Raw genomic sequence first — 25,966 nt, 5'->3', positions numbered from 1 at the left:
AAGGCGAAAAGTCGCTTAACTCCTACTAAATCGCACTATTAAAAGTCTTAACACTCAATACTTAAAGTTCTGATTATCAACAACAATATATTATAAAAGTCTTAATCCGACTTCTTCCGGTCTAAATGACTCTTATGCACTCCACAATATCCTGCTTTTCGCCTGCATTTATCTTCTTTCGGATGGAAGTTTTACGCACGTAGATGGTCGCACTTGTCTGTTGGGTCACCACTCCGATTTCTTTGGTGGAGAAACCTGCACAGAGCAAGCAGCATATCTGCACTTCCTTATCGGATAAGAGTTGTCCGAATCTTTCCACCATGCGGGAGTAGAATCCGTCGTATAGTCTATCGATTACCGGATAAAGGTCCGCCCAGGCAAGCAGTCCTTCCACCGGAATCTCCTTATTGCTGATGCCCGAGATAAGTTTCAGCAATGCCTGGTTCTGTGAGGTAGGTGTATTGGCAACAAGCCGTATGATACCCAGCTGCTGCAGAAGCAACTTCTTGAAGAAAGCGTCGCTATTCTCCTCTTGGTTATCCGATGCCTTCTGGGCATCTTCCAGTAGACGGGTCAGTGTATCAATACGTTCTTCGGCTTCGGCAAGGCGTTTCCTTCTGTTGCGGATATAGAAACTCAAGGACAGCAGCACCCCGACAAGCAGAACGGCAACCAGTACAGAATACATCCGCGTCTTTTGCCGCTTGATTATCAGCTCGTAGTTCAACCGCTGAAGATTGTTCTTGGTCTCCAGCTGTTGCTCTATTACACTGTTCTGGTCCCTCATCTCAACTCTGACGGAGTCGGCAAACCTGCCGAAGGTGATAATATCCAAAGGTGTACCGGAAGTATAGTCCAGAACGGTTTTCAGCTGTACCAATGCACTGCGTACGGAGAAGCCTTCGGCTTTATCTCCTCCGTGATTCTGTTCATTGGCCCATGCCTGGTTCCAGTAGTAACGGGCAGAATCAAGCTGATGAAGGTTGAGAAAGTTTTCGGCAAAGGTAATTTGCAGCATCACATGGTTACCCACTGCCGGCATCAGACGTTTGACACGGCGCAGGAGGTCATTGGATTTGACGTATTCGCGGTTATTGGCAAGCGCTGTGGCATAGTTCCTCATATAGTGACAAGCCGAAGCCGTATCGGCTGCCGCCAATGCCATATCGATGCTCCGTTCAAAATAATCAGAAGAAGAAGGATGGTTAATCAACGCCATATTAAGTCCTAAGTTATAGAATACGGAACTACGTTCTCGGACAGACAGTTTATCAGCGTATTGCAATATCTTTTCCATCAGCTCTATCACCTGGGAGTGATCATTTCTCTGATAAGCCACCTCTGCCTTTCCCCGATAAAAAAGAAGAAGCCAGAAGGTGTCTTTCCGGGCTATGGCATAGTCCAAGCCATTCTCAATCGCTTCATCCATGCGCTCCTCCTGCTTCATCCATTTATAATAGGAGGCTTCAAGCAGGTAGCCATCAAGCATACGGGAAGAGTCTTTCCGCTCACGATAGTAGTGTATCGCTTCAGGAAGCAGCGAATCTTCCGCCAATGACATACCCATACGGTAGCGGGCCTGCGCACAGTTCCAAACGAACTGCATCCACTCCGCTTCTGAAAACCCGACATCCTTTTCTATGGAATTAAGCAACTTCAGCGCACTGTCCGGACGGCTCTGCAACAAAGAGTCGGTCTGCGCCAAAAGTTTTTTGTTGCCATGACAGTCATTACAGCCTACAAAGCACATAATGCCTAAAAGCATAATACAGATGTATAGTATGTTTCTCATCTTCTCCATTGTATATATTTGCAGTGAGTAAAGTTGAGAAAAAAAACGGCAGACTCCAAACTATATATACTGTAAATAATAACTCCCTTAAATAAAAAGCCTTGTAACCCACAGGCAAGAACAACAAAGGGACGCTGCATCACGCGGCGTCCCTTCTATTTTAGTTAGTTTTTATAAGATTTTGAGAGAATTGAAACTTCACAGCCTCAAGTTGTTTTAATAAAGCACACTAACTATTATTATGTTTAAAGCAAATGAAAATGTTATTTTAAAAGCAAATGAAAATATCTATTCCTTGATTTCCAGCTCCTTGTTCACCCGGCGCAGGCTGTCCATCACCTGCTTCTCATGAGACACGGGCACATCTCCCGAAAGAGCTACCGACGGTGCGGAAATCTGTTTACCGATAGTATCGGCTGCGGCCACCTCCTCTACATCCGAGAAAAATGAATGTTGCATCACATTCCCCATAGAAAGGACCACTGCCACTACTGCAGCGGCTTTGAACAACGGCATGAAACGTGCGGTCAATGTCATGCGCTTTGCCTTGACCACCGGAACTTCCACTTCGGCAAGCACCCGGGCATCAAAATCCTCACCCAAATGCACTTCCTGCTGAAGCTGCTGATATACGAACAAGTCCTTGTAGCGAAGCAAGTGTCCGGGAACATCGTTACCGCTAAAGAAAGCACGCAGGCATGCTTCCTCTTCCAAAGAAGTTTCGCACTGCCAGTAGCGTTCCAAGAGTTGTTCTATATATTTAGAGTCCATAACCTTCTATATCAATAAACGTTTGTTTTACTTTTTGCCGCGCCCTGAAGAGGTTCACTTTTACCTGCTCCTCGGTCAAGTTCAGGACCGCTGCTATTTCTTTATAGCTCTTACCTTCCACATCCCTAAGCTGCATAATCAACCGTTGTTTTTCGGGAAGCTTGTTCATCAGCCGGTGTATCAACGTCATTCGTTCCTTGTTCACCAGCTTTTCGTAAGGGCTCGATGCATCGGAGGCCTGCTCCATTTCAAGGGTCAACTCCACGGTGCGGGAGTCTTTTCGCTCGCTACGGTCTATTGCCAAATTCCTTGCCACTGTCAAGCAATAGGCCTCGATAGAACCAAACTGCGACCACTCGTCACGCTTGTTCCAAACCCTTATCAGCGTTTCCTGCACAACATCCTCTGCCTCTGCCCTATCGAACGTAATTCTTAGGGCTAACCGAAAGAGCTTATCCTTCAGCGGGAGAATGTCATTGCGAAAGCTGAGTTCTTGCATCTCTAATAAATTGACGGTTAAGTATTCAGAAAGTTACAGCCTATTGCCGTTTTTTTTGAATTATTTTCTAATACGGGTTCCACCGTTCCCGTTGATGGCTGATGCTAAAGTGATTACGACTTCGGATACACCGGCATCCAACGCCTCGAAAGAGTTCTCCAATTTTGGAATCATGCCACCTTGAATCACACCATCTGCCACATATTGCTTGAATTCCTCCGGCGTTATCTGTGGAATCACGCTATCATCGTCGTTCTCGTCACGCAGCACCCCCTTCTTCTCAAAGCAGAATACCAAAGTAACGTCGAACAAGCCCGCCAAAGCCTTGGCAGTCTCTCCGGCAATAGTGTCGGCATTCGTATTCAGCATGTGCCCGTCTCCATCGTGTGTCAACGGAGCCATCACGGGAACCACACCCTTATGAATGAGGTCTGCCAAGAAAGCATCATTCACCTGCTTCACATCGCCCACAAACCCATAATCCACCTCCTTCACGGGACGCTTTACCGAACGGATTACATCCATATCGGCTCCCGTCAAGCCCAGTGCATTGACACCATGCGCCTGCAAGCCGGCAACGATATTCTTATTCACCAGTCCGCCATACACCATGGTCACCACCTTCAGCGTTTCGGCATCAGTGATGCGGCGGCCATTCACCATTTTACTTTCAATACCCAGTTGGGCAGCGAGCTTCGTGGCCGAGCGTCCGCCTCCGTGTACCAAGACCTTGTAGCCTTCGATGGCTGCAAAGTCATCCAATAACTTATAGAGGGTGGCTTCCTCTTCTACAATCTTGCCACCCACCTTTATTACAGTCAGTTTCTCCATTTTATTCCAAATAAGTATATCCGTACAGTCCGGAACGGTAATTAGACAAGAATTCCTTCCCTTCTTCCACAGAGATACGCCCTTCCTTGACGGACTGCGTCACCCAAGTTTCCAGCGTACGTACCAGTTTTTTAGGATTATATTGCACGTAGTCCAACACCTCAGCCACCGTCTCGCCGTCAATCAGTTGGTCGATGGTGTAGCCTTTGGAATTGACAGACACATGCACGGCATTCGTATCACCAAACAGATTGTGCATATCTCCCAGAATCTCTTGATAAGCTCCGACCAGAAAAACCGCCAGATAGTAGTGTTCCTTGTCGCGCAACGAGTGCAGCGGCAGGGTGGTCGTATCGGCACGCGAGCTGACGAAATTGGCAATTTTGCCGTCCGAGTCGCAAGTCATATCCTGCAAGGTAGCCTCGCGGTCGGGTCTTTCATCCAGCCGTTGTATGGGCATGATGGGGAACATCTGGTCGATGGCCCAGGAATCGGGCAATGACTGGAACAGCGAGAAGTTACAGAAATACTTGTCGGCAAGCAGCTTGCTCAACTTGCGGAATTCCTCGGGGCAGTGCTTCATGCCGCTGGCAATGGAGTTGATTTCGCGGCAGATACTCCAGTAGAGTTTCTCTATTTGTGCACGCGTATTCAGGTCGACGATGCCATGGCTGAAAAGGTCGAGTGCCTCTTCGCGTATCTGCTGCGCATCGTGCCAAGGTTCCAGCATACTGCGCTGGCTCAGATTATCCCAGATGTCATACAGTTCCTTCACCAGTTCGTGAGCATCCTCTCCCGGTTCCCAGTCGTCGTCCATTTCGGGCAGGGAAGCCGTTTCCAGCACTTCGAAGATAAGCACGGAGTGATGGGCAGTCAGGCTGCGTCCCGTTTCGGTAATGATATTGGGATGAGGGAACCCGTGTTTGTCGGCAACATCGACGAAAGTCGACACCACATCGTTGACATATTCCTGGATGGAATAGTTGACGGAGCTTTCGCTACTTGAAGAGCGTGTACCGTCATAATCAACTCCCATACCGCCACCGGTATCCACGAATTCGATGTTGAAGCCCATCTTGTTCAGCTGCACAAAGAATTGCGAAGCTTCACGCAAAGCATTCTTGATGCGGCGTATCTTGGTTATCTGACTGCCGATATGGAAATGTATCAGCTTCAGACAGTCCTTCATATCTTTTTTCTCCAAGAAGTCCAGCGCTTCGAGCAGTTCACTGGATGTCAGTCCGAACTTGCTGGCATCTCCTCCGCTTTCTTCCCATTTGCCACTTCCACTGGAAGCCAATTTAATGCGAATGCCGATATTAGGTTTCACCTTCAATTGCTTCGCCATCTTGGCAATAAGATTCAACTCATTAAGTTTCTCTACAACAAGAAAAATGCGTTTGCCCATTTTCTGTGCCAACAGTGCCAGTTCAATGAAGCTCTCGTCCTTATATCCGTTACAAACCACGAGGGAACCCGGGTCTGTATTGACCCCTATCACAGCATGCAACTCCGGCTTTGAACCCGCTTCCAGCCCCAGATTGAACTTCTTCCCATGGTTAATCATCTCTTCTACCACGGGACGCATCTGATTCACTTTAATGGGATAGATAATAAAGTTCTCTCCTTTATACCCGTACTCGTCGGCTGCCTGTCTGAAGCAGCAGGACACCTTCTCGATGCGGTTGTCCAGAATATCGGGAAAACGCACCAATACCGGAGCCGCTACATCGCGCAACTGCAACTCGTCCACCAACTCTTTTAAATCGACGGCAACCCCATCCTTACGCGGTGTCACCACAACATGACCTTTGTCATTGATACCAAAGTACGAAGTGCCCCAACCAGTTACGTTGTACAGCTCTTCTGAATCTTCAATACGCCATTTTCTCATCAGTACATTTACTATTAGACTATTTACAATTTACTATTTTCCCACTATAGTGTGTCTTATAAAGGGGGCGACAAAAATACACATAAATCTAATATATCCAGCTCCTCGGACTGAAAAATACACATTTACAAGGGATTAAAGTCCTAAAAGTTGGCGTAACCGTTGCACGGATTCGCTAATCTGGCTGCGGCTTTCCAGATAACCGGCATCAAAGCGATAACGGGCCTGCGAGTAGAAAGGCTCACGCTTATCCAGCGCCTCCACAATGAAGGTGCGCAAATCTTCGTCCGTCTTGCCTTGCAGGATGGGGCGTTGCTGCTTCGCCACCCGGAGCCGGCGGAACAGAATATCGGGGTGTACATCCAGAAACACCGTCTGCCCGCAACCGTTCATATACTCCATATTGTCAAAAAAACAAGGAGTACCGCCACCGGTAGAGACCACGACATCCTCAAATTCCCCTACTTCATGCAGCATGTTTCGCTCCAATTCACGAAAAGAGGCTTCTCCCCGCTCGGTGAACAATTCACGGATTGATTTGTGAAAACGTTCTTCGATGTACCAGTCCAAATCAATGAACGGCACATTCATTTCGCGGGCAAAAGCCTTTCCTAAAGTAGTTTTACCGGCTCCCATGTAGCCGGTCAAGAAAATACGTATCATATCTGCTACGAGTTACAGGTTTCCTGCAAAGGTAGCAATTCCAAGCTGAAAACGCCTCTGTATCAGAGAAAAATTTTGATACGCTTGCTTAAATCTTCGAATTCCTTTTCTCCCGGTTCACCAGTGGGTGTACCGAAGGGCATCTGTGCAATCATCATCCAGTTGTCGGGCAGGTTCCAGGTGCGACGTACCTCGTCGTCAATCAAGGGGTTATAGTGTTGCAGGGAGGCGCCCAACCCCATATCTTCCAGCATAGTCCAGATGGCAAACTGGTGCATAGCGGAGGTGTGCTGTGACCAAGTGGGGAAATTATCCTTATAGGAAGGGAATGTTTCCTGCAGCTTCTTGACTACAGAAGTATCTTCAAAATAGAGCACAGTACCGTGTCCGCTGGCAAAACAGCCGTCAATCTTGGCTTCCGTCTTGGCAAAAGCCTCGGCAGAGATGCGTGCTTTCAGGGTTTCCTTCACGATGTTCCACAATTTTTTATGTTCGTCGCCCAGCAACAATACAATTCTTGTAGACTGTGAATTGAAAGCTGACGGCACATTCTTTACGGCTTCACGAATAATGTGTACTATTTCTTCATCCAGTACTGGCGAATCGCTGCCGATAGAGTAATAACTACGGCGATGCGCCATGGCTTCTGCAAATGTTCTCTTCATTTTTTGTCCTTTCTTTTTTTATTGAGACTTCTCTTCTTTATTTTATATCCGCCATACAAAGAAACAAATGAAAGAGTTAAGTTGTTCGGATTTTCTTTTTTACCTTTGTCCGCAGTTATGAAGAAAGAAAAATATTACGTCGTATGGGCGGGAGTCAGCCCGGGTATCTACACTTCCTGGACAGACTGCCAACTGCAGACCAAAGGCTACGAAGGAGCAAAATACAAGTCATTCGAATCACGCGAGGAAGCGGAAAAAGCCTTTGCCTCTTCGCCGTACACGTACATCAAGCGGTCGGCTCCCTCTCCTGCCAAGACTATTCCCGGCGCCGACGCTCCCCTTCCCACCGCCGTCGCGGAAAACAGCCTTGCCGTAGACGCAGCCTGCAGCGGAAATCCCGGTGCCATGGAGTACCGGGGAGTACACGTCGCCAGCCGTCAGGAAATCTTTCACTTCGGGCCGATGTATGGAACCAACAATATCGGCGAATTCCTCGCCATTGTCCACGGACTTGCCTTGTTGAAACAGAAAGGTTTCGACATGCCCATCTACAGTGACAGCGTGAACGCCATCAACTGGATAAAACAGAAAAAATGCAAAACCAAACTGCCGCGCGACGCCAAGACCGAAGAGCTTTTCTGCCTAATAGAACGTGCGGAGAAGTGGTTGCGCGAAAACACCTACACCACCCGCATCCTAAAATGGGAGACAAAGCAATGGGGGGAAATTCCGGCCGACTTCGGAAGGAAGTAAAAAAACGCGGGCACCCCGGATTCTTCATCCGGTTGTGCCCGCGTCAAGAAAATGATGCGGCCGAGCTTATGAATGAATAGCCGCCATCATGTTTTATTTGCTATACGATGCCTTCACGAAAGGAGCATCAAGCAAGTAGTCAAGACTCTGCTTCACACTCTCTTCTACGGGGCAGCTGTATTTCTCAATCTCAGCTACGATGTGGCGCACGCCAGCAGTATCCGTATTCTTGAAGATAGCATCATAACCTACCATACCACTCTGCCCAATCTCGCGGTGATCCTTGATATGGAGCATGGTGAAGCGTCCGGGATACTTGTTGAAGTAATCCACCGGGCTGTTCTGGCCGCGCACTACCCAGTAAACGTCCATCTGGAAGAATACATATTCGGGATTGGTGTGTTGCAGCATGTAGTCCAGCATCAGCTCCTTGTCTTCCACTTTCTGGAATTCATGGGCATGATTGTGGTAACCGTATTTCAAACCGGCAGCCTGGCAGTGCTTGCCCACTTCATTGTAATAGTCGCAGTAGGTCTGCAAGTCTTTCAATGTCTTGGGAACGGAGAGATACGGAGTCACGATATACTCCATACCGGCCTCCTTATGGGCAGCAATGCACTGATCCCACCATTTCAAGGCTTCCGTAAAGTCGCCCGAAGCCAGTTCCTCGTCCGACAACCCGTGGGTAGTGTGCGAAGAAAGCACGGTCATACCGCTCTTTTCCACCATCTGTTTGAACTCCTGGGGAGTCTTGCCGTAGAACTTACCGTCATTGTAGTTGGCGGCCTCCACACTGGTATAGCCCATATCAGCCAAATCCTTCAGAATCTGGTCGAGGTTACTGCCGTCCTTCACCAAGTCTCTTACAGAATAGAGCTGGATGGCTACTTCCTTTTTCGTCGTTTCCGGCGCCGTTTCCGTGCTGTGGCTGCTGCAGCTTGTGGCCATCATGGATAAGCACAGTGCTGACAAAATCATCATATGTTTGATTCTCATAGTACTATCTTTTTAGAAGGAATTAGTCGAGAACCTTTACACGGATGTTGCGGTACCAAACATCGTCGCCATGATCCTGCACACCGATAAAGCCTTCGTGGTTTTCGCCGCCACAGTTGTTCAACAGTTCGAAAGCCAAGGGCCACTTCTCTTCGCTGAACTTGCTTGCCTGCAACATTTCAGTCCATTGCTTAGTCCACAAGTGATATTCCAGTACGTTTTCATCGTTCTGTCCGTGAACTACAGTACCTTTGTATACCATAATCTTTGCCTTGTTCCATTCGCCGAAAGGTTTGGCGTTCTGCGGAACAGCCGGTATCATGTCGTACAAGGAAGCAGCCTGACGGTTGTTGTCCTTACCCAGTTTGGCATCCGGATGATTGGCGTTGTCCAGCACCTGGAACTCGGGAGCAGAGATATAGATGGGTTCCAACACTTCGTTGCCGTCCTTGTCCTTTGAAGTAACTTCCTGAGCCAGATAGAAGATACCGGAGTTACCACCTTTGGAAATCTTCCATTCCAGTTCCAGCTCAAAGTTCTTGAACTTATGGGCGAAAATCAAGTCACCGCCCTCACCGGTCTGTCCTTCGCCGGTACCGGTTCCACAGAATTTGAGGCAACCATCCTCAATAATCCATCTGGAAGGCACTTTGTCCTTACCGTATCCACGCCATCCGTCCAGGCTCTTTCCATCAAAGATAGTGATATAACCGTCCGCATCAATCGGCAGGTTCAAGCTGTCCGTTTCAGGCGCTTTCAGAGACTTGGAATAAGACACCGCAGTAGTAGTAGGAGCTGCAGCTTCCTCCGTAGCGTTCGATTTCTTTGCACCGCCACCGCAAGAGGCGAGCATACCTCCGATAAGGCAACAAGCCAAAGAATAATATATTTTCTTCATAATCTGAAAAATTAAATGATTAGTATTCGTTTATGAGCATCGGAACCTGGTTCCGATACTCTTTTTAATGTTTATCTGGGCATATCGGGCAACTTCCAGCCTTCACGGTAGTTATGCTTGATGAGCTCTTCTGCAAAAGCCTTGGCATTTACCGGATCTGTCCATGTCTTGTCGAAGCTCGGATGGCCGTTGTGTATCTTGAAGCCGTCCTTGATGACTGTACGCAATGTCTCGTCGTCGCCGATATTGGTGAAGCGCATGTTGGCTCCGTCCCATTCCAGTGTCTTGTTCAGGCCCTGCAGACGGATGGCCAATACACCCATTGCCACCATTTCGTTCATCGGTCCCGCTTCGGAGAAATCAGACTTAGGCATCACGCGGCTGGAAGGACTTTCCTTACAAGCACGTACCCAATCCATCTCATGACCGCCATTCATAGCCTTCGGCACACGGCGGCAAACCTTCGGTGCATTGGGCACGCGGCCAGAAAGTAACCACGGGTTCTGTCCGTAGCAACCGCAAATCAGCGTATCCTTCGTTCCGTGGAAGATAGTCAGACCGCCACCGCTCTGCATCAGTTGCTTTCCTTCGGGGAAGCCTTTCGGACGGTCGGGCATCATGCCACCATCATACCAGTGAACTTCCACTTCGGGCATAGCCACCTTCGGCATATTCTCACGTGCGGGGAAAGTCAGCTTCACATGCTGTGCTTGCGGAGCGCAGGCATTGAGCAACAATGTAGATGAACCTTCTACCTTGGTAGGATACAGCAACTTCAAAGCTCTGAACGGCTGGTGCAGGATGTGGCAAGCCATATCGCCCAAAGCACCCGTACCATAATCCCACCATCCGCGCCAGTTCCAGGGATGATAGATTTCGTTATATGGATTCATCTTGGCAGGACCGGTAAACAAATCCCAGTTCAGGGTTTTGGGAATGCGGTCTTCCTTTTCGGGAACATTCAATCCTTGCGGCCAGATGGGACGGTCGGTAGCACATTCCACCTTCGTCACGTCACCGATTTCGCCGTTCCATATCCACTCGCATACCAAGTCGGTACCCTCGTCCGAAGAACCCTGGTTACCCATCTGGGTAACTACTCCCGTAGAAGCGGCCAGGCGGGTAAGCAGACGGGACTCATATACGGAGTGCGTCAACGGTTTCTGGCAATATACATGTTTGCCCATCGTCATGGCATCAGCAGTAATGATGGCATGTGTATGGTCGGCAGTAGCGATGATAACGGCATCGATGTCCTTACCCATCTCATCGTACATCTTACGATAGTCCCAATACTTCTTCGCATTGGGAAGCTCATCGAACACACCTTTCGCGTAGCGCCAGTCTACGTCACAAAGCGCCACGATATTTTCCGTAGCCTTCACATGGTTGATGTTGGTGTGTCCCATACCGCCGATACCTACGGCAGCAATGTTCAAACGGTCACTGGGAGGCACGTGTCCGTGGCTCTTACCCAAAATGCTGCTTGGAGCAATGGTAAGACCCGCCAAAGCTAAACCTCCGGTCTTAAGAAATTCTCTTCTTGTAAATTTCGACATGGTTCTTTAGATTTTAAAATCGGTTAATATAATGAGTTTTAAAACAATCCTTAATTACAGTAGGCATCAGACTACCGTTTTCTTCGGACGGAGCAGTCCGTAACCTTCTTTCATATGCCTCCGGCGCTCCTTGATTTCCTCCAGCGTCTGCAAGTCGCCTATGCCGGGCAGGTCGTGGCGGCGCGCATCCTCCAGGAAGGTCCATCCGTATTGGGAAGCAATGGCCGAGTCTCGCATCTGCGGCAATCTCGGATCGCGTTTCCCGCTCTCGATGGAGTCTGCCATAATGTTGCAGAGCTTGTCCAGGTTCTTTCCGCCAAACGGTTTCTCCAGGCGAAGCGTACGGTTCACGCCGTGAAGTTCCACTACGGCAGTCCGGAAATCATGCGTCATGCGCACGATACCTTTTGTACCGATAATGTCCGTATATGCATTATGAGTCTGGTTTCTGGAGAGTTGTCCGTAGACGAAGCCTTGTGTGACATCGAAGGCGATGCCGTTCTCGAACGTACCGTGGCACTGTACCCACCAAGGGTCCTTGTAGTCCCACATCCGCATGCCTTGGGCATGCCAGGTCTTGTATTCACTGTCGGCATACCAGCGGGCAATGTCTATGTAGTGCATGCCGCAGTCGTGGTAGGCGGGACCCTCATATTCGTGTCCCTCGCCCGGCGCCAATCCCGGAGTCATGTGGCAGATGCGCAAGATAGCCAGTTCGCCAATCTCGCCTTCATCGATAAACTGCTTCATAGCCTGGTGATACCAGGAGTTCCGCAGATAAAGGTTGACAGCGGCAATGCGATCATACTTTTCAATCAGGTCCACAATTTCCCATTCCTTGTCAATGGTATCGGCAATGGGTTTCTCCGTCAGGATATGCTTATTGCTCCGGACAGCTTTCTCTATTTGTTCTTTTCTGGAATTTGCCAATGCAAAAAGACCAACAGCTTCTACACTCTGGTCATCAAAGATTTCTTGTTCATCGGATATGATTCTGGATGAAGGGGAAAGGTTTCTTGCCAATTCTCGGGAGGCCGGATCGGTATCGCAGATATATGCGATGTCCCATCGACCGCTTTTCCGCATTTCCTCCCAATACATTTGCCCCATTCTGCCGAACCCTATCAAACCAACTTTTATTTTCATGGTAGGCGAATATTAAATATTTACAGTTATAGTATTATCGGGGTCGATTGAATTACATGATTAAGAGTACTTGGACTGATAGTCATAGTAGTTGTCGTCGTAGACGTTGGATATAATTTTTTCATGATATTTGCAATGTTTATGTATGTGTTCTTTGCAAAAATAGGATAATTAGTGATAGAATGGAAGCAAGCAGATATTAAAAAAGCGTAAAAGGCAAAAGAACGCCCTTTATTCATCATTGCCTAACAAGCCGTGAAACACTCTGCCGGCAGCCATCAACACCCACCTACATTATAGATTCTGCGTAAGAAGTATAGAAGAGAAAGAAGAATTAATATGCTGTTTGCAGGAAATTAACTTCCTATTTTAGTCATAACAACATAGCACAAGCGGGTGGAAGCAAAGTACGCAGAATTTTATTTCTATGAGAGAGACTGCATATCATTCAGTCTCTTATAATAGCCGTTCTTCTCGAGAAGTTCCTCGTGCTTACCACGTTCCACGATTTCACCTTCATAGAGTACACAAATCTCATCCGCATTCTTGATGGTGGAAAGGCGGTGGGCGATGGCAATCGTGGTACGGGTCTTCATTAGCCGTTCCAGAGCCTCCTGCACCAGTCGTTCGCTTTCGGTATCGAGTGCTGAAGTGGCCTCATCGAGTATCAGGATAGGCGGATTCTTCAAGATGGCACGGGCAATACTGATACGCTGGCGCTGTCCGCCGGAAAGCTTGCCGCCACGGTCGCCAATGTTGGTCTGATAACCGAGTTCGGTCTCCATGATGAAGTCGTGGGCATTGGCAATCTTTGCCGCTTCGACCACCTGCTCCATAGTTGCATTTTCCACACCGAAGGCAATGTTGTTGAAGAAGGTGTCATTGAACAGAATGGCCTCTTGGTTCACGTTTCCTATCAACGCACGCAGGTCGTGGATGCGAAAATTCTTAATATTCACACCGTCAATTGTAATCTCACCTAACTGCACATCGTGATAGCGCGGCAGCAAATCCACCAATGTAGATTTGCCGGAGCCGGACTGGCCGACAAGTGCAATGGTTTGTCCTTTGGGCACCATCAGATTGACGTGCTTCAACACTTCGCGCTTGCCGTCGTAACTGAAGGAGAGGTCCTTAAATTCAATCCGGTCATTCATCCCGTGCAGCGGCAACGGGTTTACCGGTTCCTTAATGGGGTTCTCGGCTTTCAGTATTTTGTCCACACGTTCCATGGATGCCAGACCCTTTGGAATGTTGTATCCTGCCTTTGCAAAGTCTTTCAACGGATTGATGATACTGTACAGAATCACCATATAGAAGATGAACGTTGATGCTTCCATGGAAGTGCCGTCGCCCAGAATAAGCAGACCACCGAACCACAGTACCAATACAATGAGCAGCGTACCGAGGAATTCACTCATCGGATGTGCCAACGACTGACGGATGGCTACCTTGTTGGTTGCATCACGCAGCTCGTCGCTGCATTGCTTAAAACGGTCCACCATCTTGTCTTCTGCTATAAAAGCCTTGATTATACGCAGTCCGCCAAGTGTCTCTTCCAATTGCGACATGGTATCACTCCATTTTCCTTGGGCTTCCAACGACTTACGCTTCAGTTTCTTGCCGACTTTTCCCATCAGCCAGCCCATACCCGGCAATACCAGGACAGTAAACAGAGTCAGCTGCCAGCTGGTTACAATCAGAGTGGAAAAATAAAGCAGAATCAGGATAGGATTCTTGAGCAGCATATCCAGTGAGCTGGTAATGGAGTTTTCAATTTCGCCTACGTCACCGCTCATACGTGCAATGATGTCCCCTTTCCTTTCTTCAGAGAAAAAGCCGAGCGGCAAGTGCATCACTTTGGAATAGACCATCACGCGGATATCGCGTACCACTCCCGTACGAAGGGGAATCATAATGGCGGAAGAACCGAAATAGCAGGAAGTCTTCAGCATGGTCATGAAAGCAAGGAAGAGCCCCATGAACAGCAATGTCATCTGTGGCCCGTGTGTCTCAATCATCTGAGTGACGTAATAATAGAAATTGTTCACCGCCACTTCCTTCAAGCTACCGCTTCCCCACTCCATGAAGTGATACACTTGGGTGTTCTCCCCTGTCTTGAAAAGGATATTGAGAATAGGAATAAGCAGTGTGAATGAAAAGACATTGAATATAGCGGACAGCACATTGAGCACGATTGCCCAACCGATATATCTCTTGTAAGGCGACACAAAGCGCCGCATCAGTTGCAGGAATTCCTTCATTGCTTGTAGTTAAGTGAATTATGAGGTCACAAAGATACAAGAAAACGAGGGAATGGAAAAGGGTTTCAGGTTATTTCTGCCTAAATGCCCACATTCTCTACTTTCTTTTGTGTCCTTGCATACTTCTCCAGCACCATGTACACTCATACATTGTCATCTTATTAATAATAGCCGGCTCATTTATTTTCCATCTTTACTCCTAACTTCCACACAATTTTCTTCAAACTTCAATATGCCCAAGCAATTATATGAGTAAATAATGAAAAAGATGTACCTTTGCACCCGACTTAACTGAGAACTTTGTTCACCACATGAGAAAAGCTATTATCACAACCCTATCTGTCCTAATCGTACTTCTGTCCATTGCTTGCAATACCCGAGTGAACTATAATAAGTACCTGATTACAATTGACTCGCTCATCGTTCAGCAACCGGACACTGCCCTATCTATGCTCGAAGCATTCCCGACAAACAGCCTGCAGACCCAAGCTGACAGTGCTTATTATGGCCTATTAATGACAGAAGCAAGAGATAAGAACTACATTATCCAAACCAATGATTCCCTGATACAATCGGCCCTGACCTACTACAACGGCACAAACGACATAGAAAAGCGGGCAAGGGCCCATTACTATTCCGGCTGCGTCTACCGGGATTCACAGAGAAGAACAGAATCTATGACTCAATACCTCATAGCAGAGCCCTTGGCTGAAAAAGCAGGAGAAAGACGTCTATTAAGTCTTATCTACCTGAATATAGGTTATCTATACTATTCACAAAACCTAAATACACAAGCCGATTCCAGCTATCAATTGGCACAACAAATAGGTATTCAGCTAAAGGACTCTGTTCTTCAAGCAGAAGTTCTGTCACGACGAGGAGTCATCTGTATGGAAAAAGGAGAAGAATTCTATCCCGAAGCCGAAAAAATGATGTTGAAGGCACTCGCTATCGTCCAAAAACAGTCCAACATACAATTAAAAGAAAATGTGTTCTCCTCACTATGCCAACTATACAACTGGATGGAAAACGGAGAGAAAGCTATAGAATTCGCCAAACAGAATCTTGGCGTACAGAAAGACCGCACAACATGCTACAAAGCTTTCGAACTACTTGGAAGCGCATATTACCTAATATTGCAATATGATTCTGCCCGCTACTACCTACAAAAATCCCTTTTCACAACAGACTATGCCACCAAAGCCGGGGCTTACATGTATCTGGCAGACATAGCCAAAGAGCAAGGAGACTTAGCTACTTCCTTAGAGATGGAACGCAACTACTCTGCCTATTTGGACAGCATGCAGAAGTCCAGACAGCCCGATGCCATTGTCTGCGCAGAACAAGGGATGCCAAGCAACAAGCAAAACATAATCAGCAAACACACCCATTATCGTATCATAGGTATATCAATAATCATATTAACCCTCATTGTAGCTGTAATCATCCTATCCTATAAGAAAAGAAAACAAAAGCCCAATAACCAAACCGAAAAAGAAATGCTGCATAAGGCAGGACTTGTTCTATTCGAACAATCTGAGGTATACAACAAGATGACTCTAATCATCCGCTCTCATAAAGAAAAGGCAGAATCAGAAATAATGCATCAAGGTGACTGGCTACAACTAATTGCAGAAACCAACAAATGTTGGAATAATATTGCCCGGGAACTACAATCAAAATATCACCTGACAGAAGACGAAATCTACTTATGTTGTCTGTACCTGACAAACCTCCCGATAAGCCATTTTTGCCATATATTGAGCTGCGAACGGGATACTATTTACAAAAAGGCAGACCGCATATTAGAAAACAAAATGGGATTTGCACACAAAGAGATATCTCTTAAGGAAGCTTTAAAAAAGAATCTCCAATCATCTTGCCAATCATAACAATCATTAGCAAGTACAACAATTATACAATATTATACGCCATTATACACCGAAATTATACAATATTATACACTTATCCTGCCGTATTAAACCGACCTTTGCGGCATCAATAATCAAAAAAGTGTATAATGATGAAGAATCTATTGTCTATCTTAATTGCGACATTCTTTTTAAGCAATATTGTGACATACGCACAAAAAAAGAACAATCCTTTTACAGAAATCGCCCTAATCCAAGCAAAAAGAAAAAATCCGACTAGTAAAGGAGATACCCCTATATCTCGTAGTATCATTCAAACCGCCAACGCCTACCTATATAATAATACGGTATGTGTCGACTTCAACGAGGTATTACCCACCGTCACCATCCTCCTCATCAATGAATCAACCGGTGAAACCGTCTATTCAGAAACATACGATGCTCCAACAAATATCAGCATCAACCTAGATGAAGAATCATGCGGCAACTACTCCATTCAAATAGAGTCCGATGAAGCATTCCTATATGGCAGCTTCACGCTATAGAAACATCCAACTGACAAGGAAGTGATATATATCACCAATTTATAAAACGAACCGATTGAAAGGACTGAATACGCGTTAAACCAGTCCTTTCAAAAGGCAAACTAAATTAATTTCCAGAATTATGAAGAAAAAACATTTTCTTTTTATTCCCATCATTACAATGGGAATATTCGCCATTAGCTGCACCAACACTTTTGACGAGCAGTTTGTTCAAGAAGACCAACAAATGCCAACAACGAAGTCAATGGGAGATGGTCAATATCAAGTATTAGGCTACGGTTATGATATAACCGGAGAATATCTTGCCAGACAATCCATAAAAAACGAAGTATTAGATATTGCAGGTTTCTATGCGAAAAATCCCCAATTATACAAAGTGGAATATGTAGGTGAAATCAAAGACAACTTTTATGCTGGAGAAGACTACATGAACTATGTAAAAGACATCATCAATAAAACGAATTTTAGTGGTTCGGTTGCTGCAAAAATCAATCCTAAAAAAGATGGGGCAACCAGCACAGACACCTCCAATAAGGAAGTACCCTATAGCCTTTCAGCAAATGTCTCTTTTGACAAAGAATCAAGCAATAAGACTTCCATTACGACCAAAGAGACCTACATTCGGTCGACCAAATCAAGCAATTAGAACGCTACCAACTTTATGCTGACCCCACAGTTTTGGCCGACTACCTCACTCCATACTTTAAGAGCAGACTTTCTACAGCCTCTCCTGATGCCATTATTGAAGAATTCGGAACACATATTCTTATCGACTTCAATGTAGGTGGACGCCTTTCTATATTCTATAAGTCAACTATCACCGACAATCTAAAAGTAGAGTCTAAAACCAAAATTGCCAAAGGAGGCATCACTGGTGCCATTAAAACGGTTAACCTCTCCTTCTCCGGAAGTTCTACTACAACCGAAGTAGAACAATACCAAAGGAGAAATAGTAACTGGTCATGCAACGTCAACATGTATGGCGGCCAGCACGATGGTCATACAATCACAATAACATCCGACGGAGCAACCAACCACACATTCAATCTTAGCGGATGGCAGCAGTCTGTTGACAAAACGCATTGTGTATTGACAGAAATTAATTTCAATAAGACATACCCCATATACGAATTCATCAAAGACCCTATAAAAAAACAGCAAATTAAAGACGCTGCAGAAAAATACATCAAAAGCAAAATTCGTCCGATTATAGAGGTAAAACCAATGTTTCAAATAAAAAGTCCACACACAAAAGACAACTGGTGGGTTTTTTCACAAGATGACGTAAACTATATAAATCAAGTAAGCGGTGATTATTTAACTGACTTTTTAGGATTTGTATTAGTAGAACCTGCACCCAATACAAAACCAATGCATCGCCTGAAAAGCATACATACCAAAGACACGTGGTATGCTTTCAGTTACGCTGATGTTGAATATGCTAAAAAGAAATGGAATGAACAGTATTATGGAATAGATGGATATGTATATGCTGACGAGCAACCCAATACTGTACCACTGCATCATCTCAAGAGCACACACACAAAAGACACTTGGTACACCAACAGCTATGCGACCGTAGAGTATGCCAAAGCTAAATGGGGTGAACAATATTTCGGAATTGACGGATATATAATCAAACCCTAACCATTCTCCAAGACATAACAGAAACACTATATTAACGTGAATTCGATATGAATCAAAAGAGGTTTTGAACGAAGCTGATGGCTGTGATGGCTGATAGTACAGCTATATCGAATTCACGTATAGTTAATAATACTACTTTATTCATACTGTTTTCAAACCAAGCACCAAACAAGGTCCAAGGAAAGAGCAAACCACACCGGAAGAAATCATGCGGTCATGCTCCTTAACCGAGCTTTATGAATTGAGACCAAAAAGGGAGCATCTCAGGATGCGTCCAATTATGGCAGCCGAAAGGGAGCTGGCATCCATTTGCCCTATATGACCATGCCGGAATTTGCTCAATTGCAAATTTCATAGCCAATTTGTAAGAAGGACGTTTCAAATGAACTTCTTTATCATGAGTATTCAAAAGCAAAAAGACATCTTCGGGGAAAAAAGAATTACTGTCTGCCATGCACTTATCAATTATAGCTTTGTAATGCTCTGTAACTGCTATCATCTTACTGATTTTCCTTAAAGAAAAGCCACCATTACCAACATGAAACCAACAATACTTCATTCTGCGCAGATTCTTAGGATAGAAAATACTCCAGAAGCAACGCTGGACAAACCAGACGAAACGAGTAGGAAACCTCCAATATTTTCTTTGGTGCGGCATCCACGGCGCACCAATATAATCATACCCCAGTGAAGCCCAAAAGAACAATTCGTCTTTAAACGCATAAGCATCCAATTGATAAACAAGCATATAAGTATAGCTCGAAAAAGTTCTATAAAAAGCCACGTCAAGCATTAAACGATTATAAGCTTCAATACCTTGGAAACATCTGTCTGGGAAAGATATTACCTTAGGGAGTAAAAATTGAGATTGTATATTGGAAATATCCAGATTTTCAGGCTTAATAATCACTATGGAGTAATCAGACAAAATATCCAAGCACTGTTTCAGCGACACCGCTTCCATCTCTGATAGAGCAGGTAAATAAATAGGCACTACTACTACAATATCTTTTTTATCCATACACTATAACTTTGAAGGGCACAAAAATACACAATATAAAAGATATAAAAATCATTTCAATCACAGAACTTCAAAACTTTCCTTTACCTTTGCATCGTATTACAATATATAGACAAGCATGGAGCAGCCCTTTATAGTATATGATTCACAAATTTTCGACCAGCAGAAATTCGGCGGCATTTCTCGCTATTTCTGTGAAATCATGTCCAATTTACAGTTTAATTACGATATTGCAGTACGCTATACAGAAAATCATTATCTATTGAATAGTAAAATCAAGAGACACGGTATCTACATCCCCCATTTGTTCTTTAAGTATCATCAACAGAAACTGTATCAAAGCAACGCCAAACTAATCTTAAAGCTGATGCAGAAACACGCTCCATTTGTCTATCATCCGACATATTACAATCCCCTTTTTCTTAAGCAAATAGGCAATAATCCTTTTGTGATAACCGTACACGACATGACCTATGAAAAATATCCAGACTTGTTTCAAGACTCCATATCCATTATTCAACAGAAGAAAGAAATTATCACAAAAGCCAATCACATTATAGCCATTAGCGAACATACCAAGAAAGATATCATAGAAACATTAGGCATATCCCCTCAAAAAATAGACGTTATCTACCACGGTTGTAGTCTACAATCCACTATAAGCAAGCCTAATCTACATCTTCCCCAAAGATACATTTTGTTTGTTGGTGACCGGACATCCTACAAAAATTTCCAACGATTAGCAGAAGCTTTCAGTATAATCCATCAAACAGATGCACATCTACATCTAATATGTGCAGGCAAACCGTTTTCAAAGGCTGAATCAGAATTAATATCACGTATAGGCATCGCTCCGCATACACTGCAAATTTCGGTCAACGACCAGCATCTGAAAGAATTATACAACCGTGCTCTGCTATTTGTATATCCATCTTATTATGAAGGTTTCGGCATCCCTATTTTAGAAGCCTACACTTGCAACTGCCCCGTAGCCTTGAGCCAAGCCTCTTGCTTTCCTGAAATTGCCGAAAATGCAGCGGCATATTTCGACCCATTCTCTGTTTCTTCGATGGCAGAAGCTATCAAAAGTGTGATATACGACGAAGCTGAACGCACCAGACTTATACTTGCCGGCAAAGAAAGGATTAAACTTTACTCTTGGGAAAAGGCAACCCGCCAAACCGAACTTGTCTACCGGAAAGTAGCAAAAGCAGTCTTCTGACCATTCATTTCCGCATAGAGAAAGCGTTGTTCAATTTCAGCAAGAAGGTCAGGACAGGCTTTACCCTCTTCTGGAAACGGTGTGTCTTGCTCATCTCACGGAAAAGTTCAAACAAAGGCTGCTTTTTCAGGCAAGCAGCCAACTGCAAAGAGTCGAGTATCATGGGAGGAAATATTCCCTGCAGGATATATTTCTTTTCCTCCTCACAAAGACTTAAAGAGACAGAACTGATGCCTTGCATATTAAAGATACTTATCACCCTCTCGACATGTCTATAAGAACAGCTTTCAAGCACTATCTTCTTCACAAAGAATTCCCAATCAGAAACAATCTTAAGCGTCTCCGTATAAAGGCACCCCTCAAATAATGCTCTCTTTATAAAAGCAGCAGGATGTCCCAAAGAGCGTTCCAAAAAATATTCAAAGCTCAAGACATCCGGGTATACAAACAAATCCTCCTTTCCATCGCCGTGTACAAAAAGCAAATCCCCGTAAACAATGTCTTCGCCCGACAAAAAAGGATGAATGTCCTCCAATACAGCAAAGTCATGAAGAAAATCACCCGAATTCAAAAAAAGTAAATACTCTCCAGATGCCTCCCGGATGCCTTTATTCATGGCATTATATATGCCCGAATCTTTTTCAGAGCACCAATAAGCAATTTTATCCTGATTGTTCACAATCAAGTCCTTACTGCCATCAGTGCTGCCACCATCTATGACAATATATTCAAAGTCAGAAAAGCGCTGTCTGAAAACACTGTCCATTGTCTTGGCCAGTCCTTCAGCATTGTTATAGTTGATAGTTATGACAGATAGTTTCATTTGTGAAAAAGTCCTTTTATATATTGACGGAAAAATCTTCTATACCATTTATTTCTATGCGCCTCGCGCTTCTTGCGCAGATAAAGCAGTTCGCGAATGATGTGCAATGCACTGCCTCCAAAAAAGGAAGCATAAAGGGTTCTGTGTTTTGAATAGATATAAAACTCCGTTTCATTAAATACATCGGCCTGCTTTGCCGCAGTTATCATAGATTGCTCCTTGACACGGTAATAAAAGAGTGGAGAGGGTATCTGATACACAAGACTATTTTCATCTAACAACCTGATAAAGAACTCCCAATCCTCGTGTCCTTTCCGCATATTCTCATCATAGCCGCCAATGGCCATGCAATCACTGCGCCTAAAAAAAGCAGAACAAAAAATATGATTTCTCTGAAGCAACTCCTCATACCCTTCATAACGCAAATTCCAAACCTTATTTTTTACTCCGAAAAAAACTCCTCGACAAAATACCAGTTTCAGGAATGGATTGTCCTCGAATGCCTCCATCGCCTTTTCCATATACTCCGGATGTATAATGTCATCTGCATCCAACGGCAATATAAATTCTCCCTGAGCCAATTCTATACCTTTATTTCTCGCAGAAGACAATCCTCCGTTTTCCTTGAATACATATTTAATTCTTGAGTCTTTCCGCGTATACTCCAATGCCACTTTTTCTGTTTCATCAGGCGAACCGTCATTCACAACTATCGCTTCCCAGCACTGATAAGTCTGAGCCAATAAAGAGTTCAAGGCTTCGGGCAAATAAATGGCTTGATTATAACAAGGTACAATAACAGACACCATACCCTTTTCATTTAATGCGTCCATACAATATGTTTATATTTTATCTAAATTATTTAGCAGATGACAATAATCAATTTACAAAGTTAAGAATCTTTCCCTACTAAATATCTATATACTCCCGAAATACAATGCAACAAATGTTCTAAAGAAAAAGGATAAGACAAAAAAGCCATCAAAACTTCTTTCTTCTCAGGGAAATCAACTTTAAAAGATTTTTGCAAGAAACGATTAAAGCTCTTTTCTCTATATCTTTCCATCTCCCTTTTAGTAAGACAAAGGTCATCTATCTTTATCGGCAAAATAACATTCCATTTCCGATTATACATCCTGACCGTATCTTGGCACCAGTTGCGATTATAATTACCTTCCGAGAGATGTTCCACTTGAACTTCCGGTGAGCAACAAACATAATTCCTATATCGTTTGCTTACAGCTATCTGTAAAGAGAAATCAACATCATAGCAATGAAATCCAGTCAGCATCTTTTCATCGAAAGGATATGCCTTCCATACCTCTTTTCGGACAAACATTCCGAAACCGTCCACTGCTACAACTTCCGCAAACCACTCTCCTTGTACCACATTGAACCCAGTGAATGCCGTCACATTTCCTTTTTTTTGTAAATAAGAAGTACAAGCAAAACGACGATGCTGCATCCATCCCGAATAGCAGTCGAACATTATTTTAGTTCCTGCAAAACCTATTACTCCACAACTCGGTTCCGCCAACTTCTCAGCAACAACCGTCCCCCAATCCTGCGAATGGAATTTCACATCTTCATGGACGAAAAACAAATAAGGATAGCGAGCCTGCCGAGCACCTTCATTATAAGCGCGAGCTATAGACCAGCACTTCTCCCGATTATCTATAGCGATAATCTCATGTTCCACTCCAATAGTAGCATGTATATTTTGGCTGATTTCTTGCAATCGTTCCGGTGAAATAGAGCAAATGATAATTGACAGCATTCTTATATCCTCTTTTATATAATGTACCTTTATTTGAATTTATCTTTTCTATGAGTAGGAAGAAAAGGAATCACAAATGCTAATATCCTATTTATACGTTCCAGATAGTAATGTACTGGCAGAACCCCCATTTTCCCTCTTGCCTCAACATACAGACGGGCACGGATGTCCGGTGAAACCGGTAGTTTCGCTATAAGTCTATAACACTCTCCCCTCACCAAGCATTTTCTATACCAGCCAACGTCTGTACAAGAAAACATATACGACATCACATCTATCGTATTGAACATTCCTTCCCCTGTATATTTAGACCTGCTGGTTACTTTATTGGTATGTTGCCGGAAGTAATTCAATTTCCGGCGTACCTCTACAACTTTCCCCTCCTGTGCCACTTCTACCCAGAACTGCCAATCACCCGCACAGCGAAGTTGCTGAAAGGACTTATCTAGTTTATCGTAAACCTCCCTCTTGAAAAGCACCATACTGGCATTATACACATAATTCCTATATAACAGATTATGTTTTACATATTCTTTGCCATCGAATGTTTTCACTTCTCCGGTTTCTTTCCAACGGTCACGGCTCTTACGTTTCATCCTTTGTCCCTGTCCATCTATCAGAATGGAACCAGTAAGGCACATTATTGCACTTGGATTCAACTCCAATGCGGCAACTGTTGCCTCCAAAAAATGAATATCGGCAGTGTCATCACTTTCTGCAATCCAAACATACTTTCCTTTAGCAAGGCGAATGCCCCTATCCCATTGAAGAAAAGTATTGCCTGTATTCTTTTCATTCAACATTAATGCCGAAACTTTTGGATGTTCTTTATAGGCATTCAAAATATCACAACTATTGTCCGCAGAACAATCATCCAGCAGAATCAATTCAAAGTTCTGATAGGTTTGATTGAGGATGCTTTCAATCCTCTCTTTCAAATAAACAACATGATTATAATTGGGAAGTATTACACTCACCATAGGAGAATTATCCATAAAATTTATGCAGATTTCATACTTTATAAAACAAAAAAATAGGCCGACAGATTATCTATCGCCTACCATAACCGCAAAGTGGCCATCAACGGATAACCCACCCGCCATCGCAATTTAAACTTACGCACCAGATTCCAGGGCTTGGTTCTGGTCTTACCTTGAAAATACCAGATGTAGTTGTTTACGGCATCCAGTACCCGTGAAGAGGACTCACCGTCCAGATGGGCTTCATGCTTGTGCACATAAGCACGCATCCGTTCCATCAGTTCCGCCGGACGGGAAATGGCCTTTTCTATCGCTCCCTCTACAGCATCCGTGTCAGTGACATTCAGCAAATGAGCTCCCGGCATGGTGTTGCAATAGGTCACAACCGGTTTGTCCAACATCATTGCCTCGACAATCACAGACGAAGCATCGGACAACAGTACATCTGCACTGTTTAGCAGCTTGGCATCAACAAGTCCACTCTCGTGGAAAGTAATATTGGGGCAGGAAGCAGCCAGTTCCTTGTATTTCTTGAGGACTTCCATATCCGAGAATTTCGGATGGAACGAAATAATCCAATCCCAGTTCTTCTCGCGCACCAGTCTCTTGATGGTATCAAACAGATGAGGAGCAGAAGTTATATTTTTTGTAAACGTAGAAGAGTACAAAACTACCGGACGTGCATTATGAGGAGTGTGCGCACGTTCTTTCACGAAAGTATCCGCCTTGCACCAGCCCGTTTCGTATACCTTGAAGAAGCCGTATTTCCTCTCAAGTTCCTTGAAAGGAAGAGTGCTCGTTTCTCCTTGCGTGCAATAGACATCGAACCATCCACGAACAGAAAAATGGTCATCCTTTTCATCGCCACGCTTATTGATGGGGTAGCCATGGAAAAGGGAAACTTTCACTCCCGGGAAGAAATCATAAATATAATTACCCGGTGCAAAAACAGCAATAGGCTGATAATCCATCACTTCCTGAACAGATTGAAGCCACCTTTCATCTTGATTCAACAGAACCGGACAGTCTGGCTCGATAAACCATGCAACATCGTCTCCTCTACGCCTGATTTCGTCCTGAAGCGGGCGAAGTATAGGATAGGAATAGGCTACCGAAACGAAAAATAAATAATGCTTCTTCATACACTCAAAATATCACGGCAACGACACAATCGTCACCTCAAATTACCAATAGAACAATAAAATCCAGCCCTTAGTTTGTAACAGTTTTGCTTTCTTTGCTTTAAACGTCTGCAAAGTAAATACAAGAATTCTTTATATACTGCATCAATCCGGAAAAAAAAATGACTTTTATCAATTTTCCTCCAAAAGTTGCTGTTTATGAAGCTT

General features: G+C 44.5%; 24 protein-coding genes. 6 read left to right on the top strand and 18 right to left on the bottom strand.

The genetic code is table 11. The features are described 5' to 3' along the window. Positions 1 to 121: 121 nt before the first annotated feature. From DW039_RS05005 to DW039_RS04975, 7 genes are all read right to left on the bottom strand, one after another. Positions 122 to 1,792 (bottom strand): LuxR C-terminal-related transcriptional regulator, encoded by a 1,671-nt coding sequence (locus DW039_RS05005; RefSeq protein WP_243635015.1) that lies wholly within the window; start codon positions 1,790 to 1,792, stop codon positions 122 to 124. 288 nt (positions 1,793 to 2,080) lie between these two features. After that, positions 2,081 to 2,563, bottom strand: a complete 483-nt coding sequence (locus DW039_RS05000; RefSeq protein ID WP_005833742.1) for a hypothetical protein — start codon at positions 2,561 to 2,563, stop codon at positions 2,081 to 2,083. Then, positions 2,553 to 3,062 (bottom strand): RNA polymerase sigma factor, encoded by a 510-nt coding sequence (locus DW039_RS04995; RefSeq protein ID WP_044468419.1) that lies wholly within the window; start codon positions 3,060 to 3,062, stop codon positions 2,553 to 2,555. Before DW039_RS04995 ends, DW039_RS05000 begins: the two co-directional genes overlap by 11 nt. Positions 3,063 to 3,122: 60 nt before the next feature. Further along, positions 3,123 to 3,893, bottom strand: a complete 771-nt coding sequence (gene argB, locus DW039_RS04990) for an acetylglutamate kinase (RefSeq protein ID WP_044468418.1) — start codon at positions 3,891 to 3,893, stop codon at positions 3,123 to 3,125. A 1-nt stretch (position 3,894) separates the two neighbouring features. Then, complete coding sequence (gene speA, locus DW039_RS04985; protein ID WP_005825878.1) at positions 3,895 to 5,787, bottom strand: biosynthetic arginine decarboxylase; 1,893 nt, start codon at positions 5,785 to 5,787, stop codon at positions 3,895 to 3,897. Positions 5,788 to 5,922: 135 nt separating this feature from the next. Beyond that, entirely contained in the window at positions 5,923 to 6,450 is a 528-nt protein-coding gene (locus DW039_RS04980) for a shikimate kinase (protein WP_005825881.1), read from the bottom strand. Between the two features lie 62 nt (positions 6,451 to 6,512). Continuing rightward, positions 6,513 to 7,115: a nitroreductase family protein gene (locus DW039_RS04975; RefSeq protein ID WP_005833749.1), complete on the bottom strand. Its 603-nt coding sequence runs from the start codon at positions 7,113 to 7,115 to the stop codon at positions 6,513 to 6,515. 117 nt (positions 7,116 to 7,232) lie between these two features. Between DW039_RS04975 and DW039_RS04970 the strand changes: the two genes are divergently transcribed. Next, positions 7,233 to 7,868 (top strand): viroplasmin family protein, encoded by a 636-nt coding sequence (locus tag DW039_RS04970; protein ID WP_117866471.1) that lies wholly within the window; start codon positions 7,233 to 7,235, stop codon positions 7,866 to 7,868. A 93-nt stretch (positions 7,869 to 7,961) separates the two neighbouring features. On the opposite strand, the gene DW039_RS04965 is transcribed toward DW039_RS04970, so the two are convergent. The 5 genes from DW039_RS04965 to DW039_RS04945 form a co-directional block, all read right to left on the bottom strand. Continuing rightward, entirely contained in the window at positions 7,962 to 8,864 is a 903-nt protein-coding gene (locus tag DW039_RS04965; RefSeq protein WP_005833753.1) for a sugar phosphate isomerase/epimerase, read from the bottom strand. Positions 8,865 to 8,886: 22 nt separating this feature from the next. Continuing rightward, on the bottom strand, positions 8,887 to 9,762 hold the full coding sequence (locus DW039_RS04960) for a DUF1080 domain-containing protein (protein WP_005825897.1): 876 nt from the start codon (positions 9,760 to 9,762) through the stop codon (positions 8,887 to 8,889). Positions 9,763 to 9,833: 71 nt separating this feature from the next. Beyond that, on the bottom strand, positions 9,834 to 11,321 hold the full coding sequence (locus DW039_RS04955) for a Gfo/Idh/MocA family protein (RefSeq protein ID WP_005825899.1): 1,488 nt from the start codon (positions 11,319 to 11,321) through the stop codon (positions 9,834 to 9,836). Positions 11,322 to 11,387: 66 nt separating this feature from the next. Next, positions 11,388 to 12,467, bottom strand: coding sequence for a Gfo/Idh/MocA family protein (locus DW039_RS04950; protein ID WP_120381759.1), 1,080 nt, complete (start codon positions 12,465 to 12,467; stop codon positions 11,388 to 11,390). A 425-nt stretch (positions 12,468 to 12,892) separates the two neighbouring features. Further along, positions 12,893 to 14,731, bottom strand: a complete 1,839-nt coding sequence (locus DW039_RS04945) for an ABC transporter ATP-binding protein (RefSeq protein ID WP_005825904.1) — start codon at positions 14,729 to 14,731, stop codon at positions 12,893 to 12,895. Positions 14,732 to 15,042: 311 nt separating this feature from the next. Between DW039_RS04945 and DW039_RS04940 the strand changes: the two genes are divergently transcribed. The 4 genes from DW039_RS04940 to DW039_RS21210 all read left to right on the top strand — a co-directional run bounded on the left by DW039_RS04940 (position 15,043) and on the right by DW039_RS21210 (position 18,794). Continuing rightward, entirely contained in the window at positions 15,043 to 16,623 is a 1,581-nt protein-coding gene (locus DW039_RS04940; RefSeq protein WP_117703792.1) for a lipopolysaccharide assembly protein LapB, read from the top strand. Between the two features lie 182 nt (positions 16,624 to 16,805). Beyond that, positions 16,806 to 17,147: a DUF3244 domain-containing protein gene (locus tag DW039_RS04935; protein WP_225982637.1), complete on the top strand. Its 342-nt coding sequence runs from the start codon at positions 16,806 to 16,808 to the stop codon at positions 17,145 to 17,147. A 121-nt stretch (positions 17,148 to 17,268) separates the two neighbouring features. Next, on the top strand, positions 17,269 to 17,793 hold the full coding sequence (locus DW039_RS21215) for a hypothetical protein (RefSeq protein ID WP_243635014.1): 525 nt from the start codon (positions 17,269 to 17,271) through the stop codon (positions 17,791 to 17,793). 32 nt (positions 17,794 to 17,825) lie between these two features. Then, the gene (locus DW039_RS21210) at positions 17,826 to 18,794 is read left to right on the top strand and encodes an MAC/perforin domain-containing protein (protein WP_243635013.1); all 969 of its coding nucleotides are present in this window, start codon (positions 17,826 to 17,828) and stop codon (positions 18,792 to 18,794) included. Between the two features lie 223 nt (positions 18,795 to 19,017). On the opposite strand, the gene DW039_RS04925 is transcribed toward DW039_RS21210, so the two are convergent. Further along, positions 19,018 to 19,815 (bottom strand): DUF5672 family protein, encoded by a 798-nt coding sequence (locus DW039_RS04925; protein ID WP_005833769.1) that lies wholly within the window; start codon positions 19,813 to 19,815, stop codon positions 19,018 to 19,020. A gap of 118 nt (positions 19,816 to 19,933) precedes the next feature. On the opposite strand from DW039_RS04925, the gene DW039_RS04920 reads away from it, so the two are divergent. Then, on the top strand, positions 19,934 to 21,037 hold the full coding sequence (locus DW039_RS04920; RefSeq protein ID WP_005833771.1) for a glycosyltransferase family 1 protein: 1,104 nt from the start codon (positions 19,934 to 19,936) through the stop codon (positions 21,035 to 21,037). 4 nt (positions 21,038 to 21,041) lie between these two features. On the opposite strand, the gene DW039_RS04915 is transcribed toward DW039_RS04920, so the two are convergent. The 5 genes from DW039_RS04915 to DW039_RS04895 all read right to left on the bottom strand — a co-directional run bounded on the left by DW039_RS04915 (position 21,042) and on the right by DW039_RS04895 (position 25,759). After that, positions 21,042 to 21,860: a glycosyltransferase family 2 protein gene (locus DW039_RS04915; RefSeq protein WP_005833773.1), complete on the bottom strand. Its 819-nt coding sequence runs from the start codon at positions 21,858 to 21,860 to the stop codon at positions 21,042 to 21,044. Then, complete coding sequence (locus DW039_RS04910) at positions 21,857 to 22,693, bottom strand: glycosyltransferase family A protein (RefSeq protein WP_005833775.1); 837 nt, start codon at positions 22,691 to 22,693, stop codon at positions 21,857 to 21,859. Before DW039_RS04910 ends, DW039_RS04915 begins: the two co-directional genes overlap by 4 nt. Positions 22,694 to 22,752: 59 nt before the next feature. Next, positions 22,753 to 23,637 (bottom strand): glycosyltransferase, encoded by an 885-nt coding sequence (locus DW039_RS04905; protein WP_005833777.1) that lies wholly within the window; start codon positions 23,635 to 23,637, stop codon positions 22,753 to 22,755. Between the two features lie 29 nt (positions 23,638 to 23,666). After that, positions 23,667 to 24,632, bottom strand: a complete 966-nt coding sequence (locus tag DW039_RS04900) for a glycosyltransferase (RefSeq protein WP_016272069.1) — start codon at positions 24,630 to 24,632, stop codon at positions 23,667 to 23,669. 62 nt (positions 24,633 to 24,694) lie between these two features. Continuing rightward, a complete protein-coding gene (locus DW039_RS04895) occupies positions 24,695 to 25,759 on the bottom strand; it encodes a CDP-glycerol glycerophosphotransferase family protein (protein WP_117680846.1) in 1,065 nt (354 codons plus the stop codon). Positions 25,760 to 25,966 lie beyond the last annotated feature (207 nt).

It is taken from the genome of Bacteroides sp. AF39-16AC (assembly GCF_003602735.1).
Classification (GTDB): Bacteria; Bacteroidota; Bacteroidia; order Bacteroidales; family Bacteroidaceae; genus Bacteroides; species Bacteroides uniformis.
Note: the sequence above shows the minus strand (reverse complement) of the source record. Positions and strands in the feature narration are given on the sequence as shown.

Excerpts from the sequence above, each read along its gene's own strand:
- DW039_RS05005 (WP_243635015.1), bottom strand. The coding sequence starts at position 1,792 with ATGAGAAACATACTATACATCTGTATTATGCTTTTAGGCATTATGTGC.
- DW039_RS05000 (WP_005833742.1), bottom strand. The coding sequence starts at position 2,563 with ATGGACTCTAAATATATAGAACAACTCTTGGAACGCTACTGGCAGTGC.
- DW039_RS04995 (WP_044468419.1), bottom strand. The coding sequence starts at position 3,062 with ATGCAAGAACTCAGCTTTCGCAATGACATTCTCCCGCTGAAGGATAAG.
- argB (WP_044468418.1), bottom strand. The coding sequence starts at position 3,893 with ATGGAGAAACTGACTGTAATAAAGGTGGGTGGCAAGATTGTAGAAGAG.
- speA (WP_005825878.1), bottom strand. The coding sequence starts at position 5,787 with ATGAGAAAATGGCGTATTGAAGATTCAGAAGAGCTGTACAACGTAACT.
- DW039_RS04980 (WP_005825881.1), bottom strand. The coding sequence starts at position 6,450 with ATGATACGTATTTTCTTGACCGGCTACATGGGAGCCGGTAAAACTACT.
- DW039_RS04975 (WP_005833749.1), bottom strand. The coding sequence starts at position 7,115 with ATGAAGAGAACATTTGCAGAAGCCATGGCGCATCGCCGTAGTTATTAC.
- DW039_RS04970 (WP_117866471.1), top strand. The coding sequence starts at position 7,233 with ATGAAGAAAGAAAAATATTACGTCGTATGGGCGGGAGTCAGCCCGGGT.
- DW039_RS04965 (WP_005833753.1), bottom strand. The coding sequence starts at position 8,864 with ATGAGAATCAAACATATGATGATTTTGTCAGCACTGTGCTTATCCATG.
- DW039_RS04960 (WP_005825897.1), bottom strand. The coding sequence starts at position 9,762 with ATGAAGAAAATATATTATTCTTTGGCTTGTTGCCTTATCGGAGGTATG.
- DW039_RS04955 (WP_005825899.1), bottom strand. The coding sequence starts at position 11,321 with ATGTCGAAATTTACAAGAAGAGAATTTCTTAAGACCGGAGGTTTAGCT.
- DW039_RS04950 (WP_120381759.1), bottom strand. The coding sequence starts at position 12,467 with ATGAAAATAAAAGTTGGTTTGATAGGGTTCGGCAGAATGGGGCAAATG.
- DW039_RS04945 (WP_005825904.1), bottom strand. The coding sequence starts at position 14,731 with ATGAAGGAATTCCTGCAACTGATGCGGCGCTTTGTGTCGCCTTACAAG.
- DW039_RS04940 (WP_117703792.1), top strand. The coding sequence starts at position 15,043 with ATGAGAAAAGCTATTATCACAACCCTATCTGTCCTAATCGTACTTCTG.
- DW039_RS21215 (WP_243635014.1), top strand. The coding sequence starts at position 17,269 with ATGAAGAAAAAACATTTTCTTTTTATTCCCATCATTACAATGGGAATA.
- DW039_RS04925 (WP_005833769.1), bottom strand. The coding sequence starts at position 19,815 with ATGGATAAAAAAGATATTGTAGTAGTAGTGCCTATTTATTTACCTGCT.
- DW039_RS04920 (WP_005833771.1), top strand. The coding sequence starts at position 19,934 with ATGGAGCAGCCCTTTATAGTATATGATTCACAAATTTTCGACCAGCAG.
- DW039_RS04915 (WP_005833773.1), bottom strand. The coding sequence starts at position 21,860 with ATGAAACTATCTGTCATAACTATCAACTATAACAATGCTGAAGGACTG.
- DW039_RS04910 (WP_005833775.1), bottom strand. The coding sequence starts at position 22,693 with ATGGACGCATTAAATGAAAAGGGTATGGTGTCTGTTATTGTACCTTGT.
- DW039_RS04905 (WP_005833777.1), bottom strand. The coding sequence starts at position 23,637 with ATGCTGTCAATTATCATTTGCTCTATTTCACCGGAACGATTGCAAGAA.
- DW039_RS04900 (WP_016272069.1), bottom strand. The coding sequence starts at position 24,632 with ATGGATAATTCTCCTATGGTGAGTGTAATACTTCCCAATTATAATCAT.
- DW039_RS04895 (WP_117680846.1), bottom strand. The coding sequence starts at position 25,759 with ATGAAGAAGCATTATTTATTTTTCGTTTCGGTAGCCTATTCCTATCCT.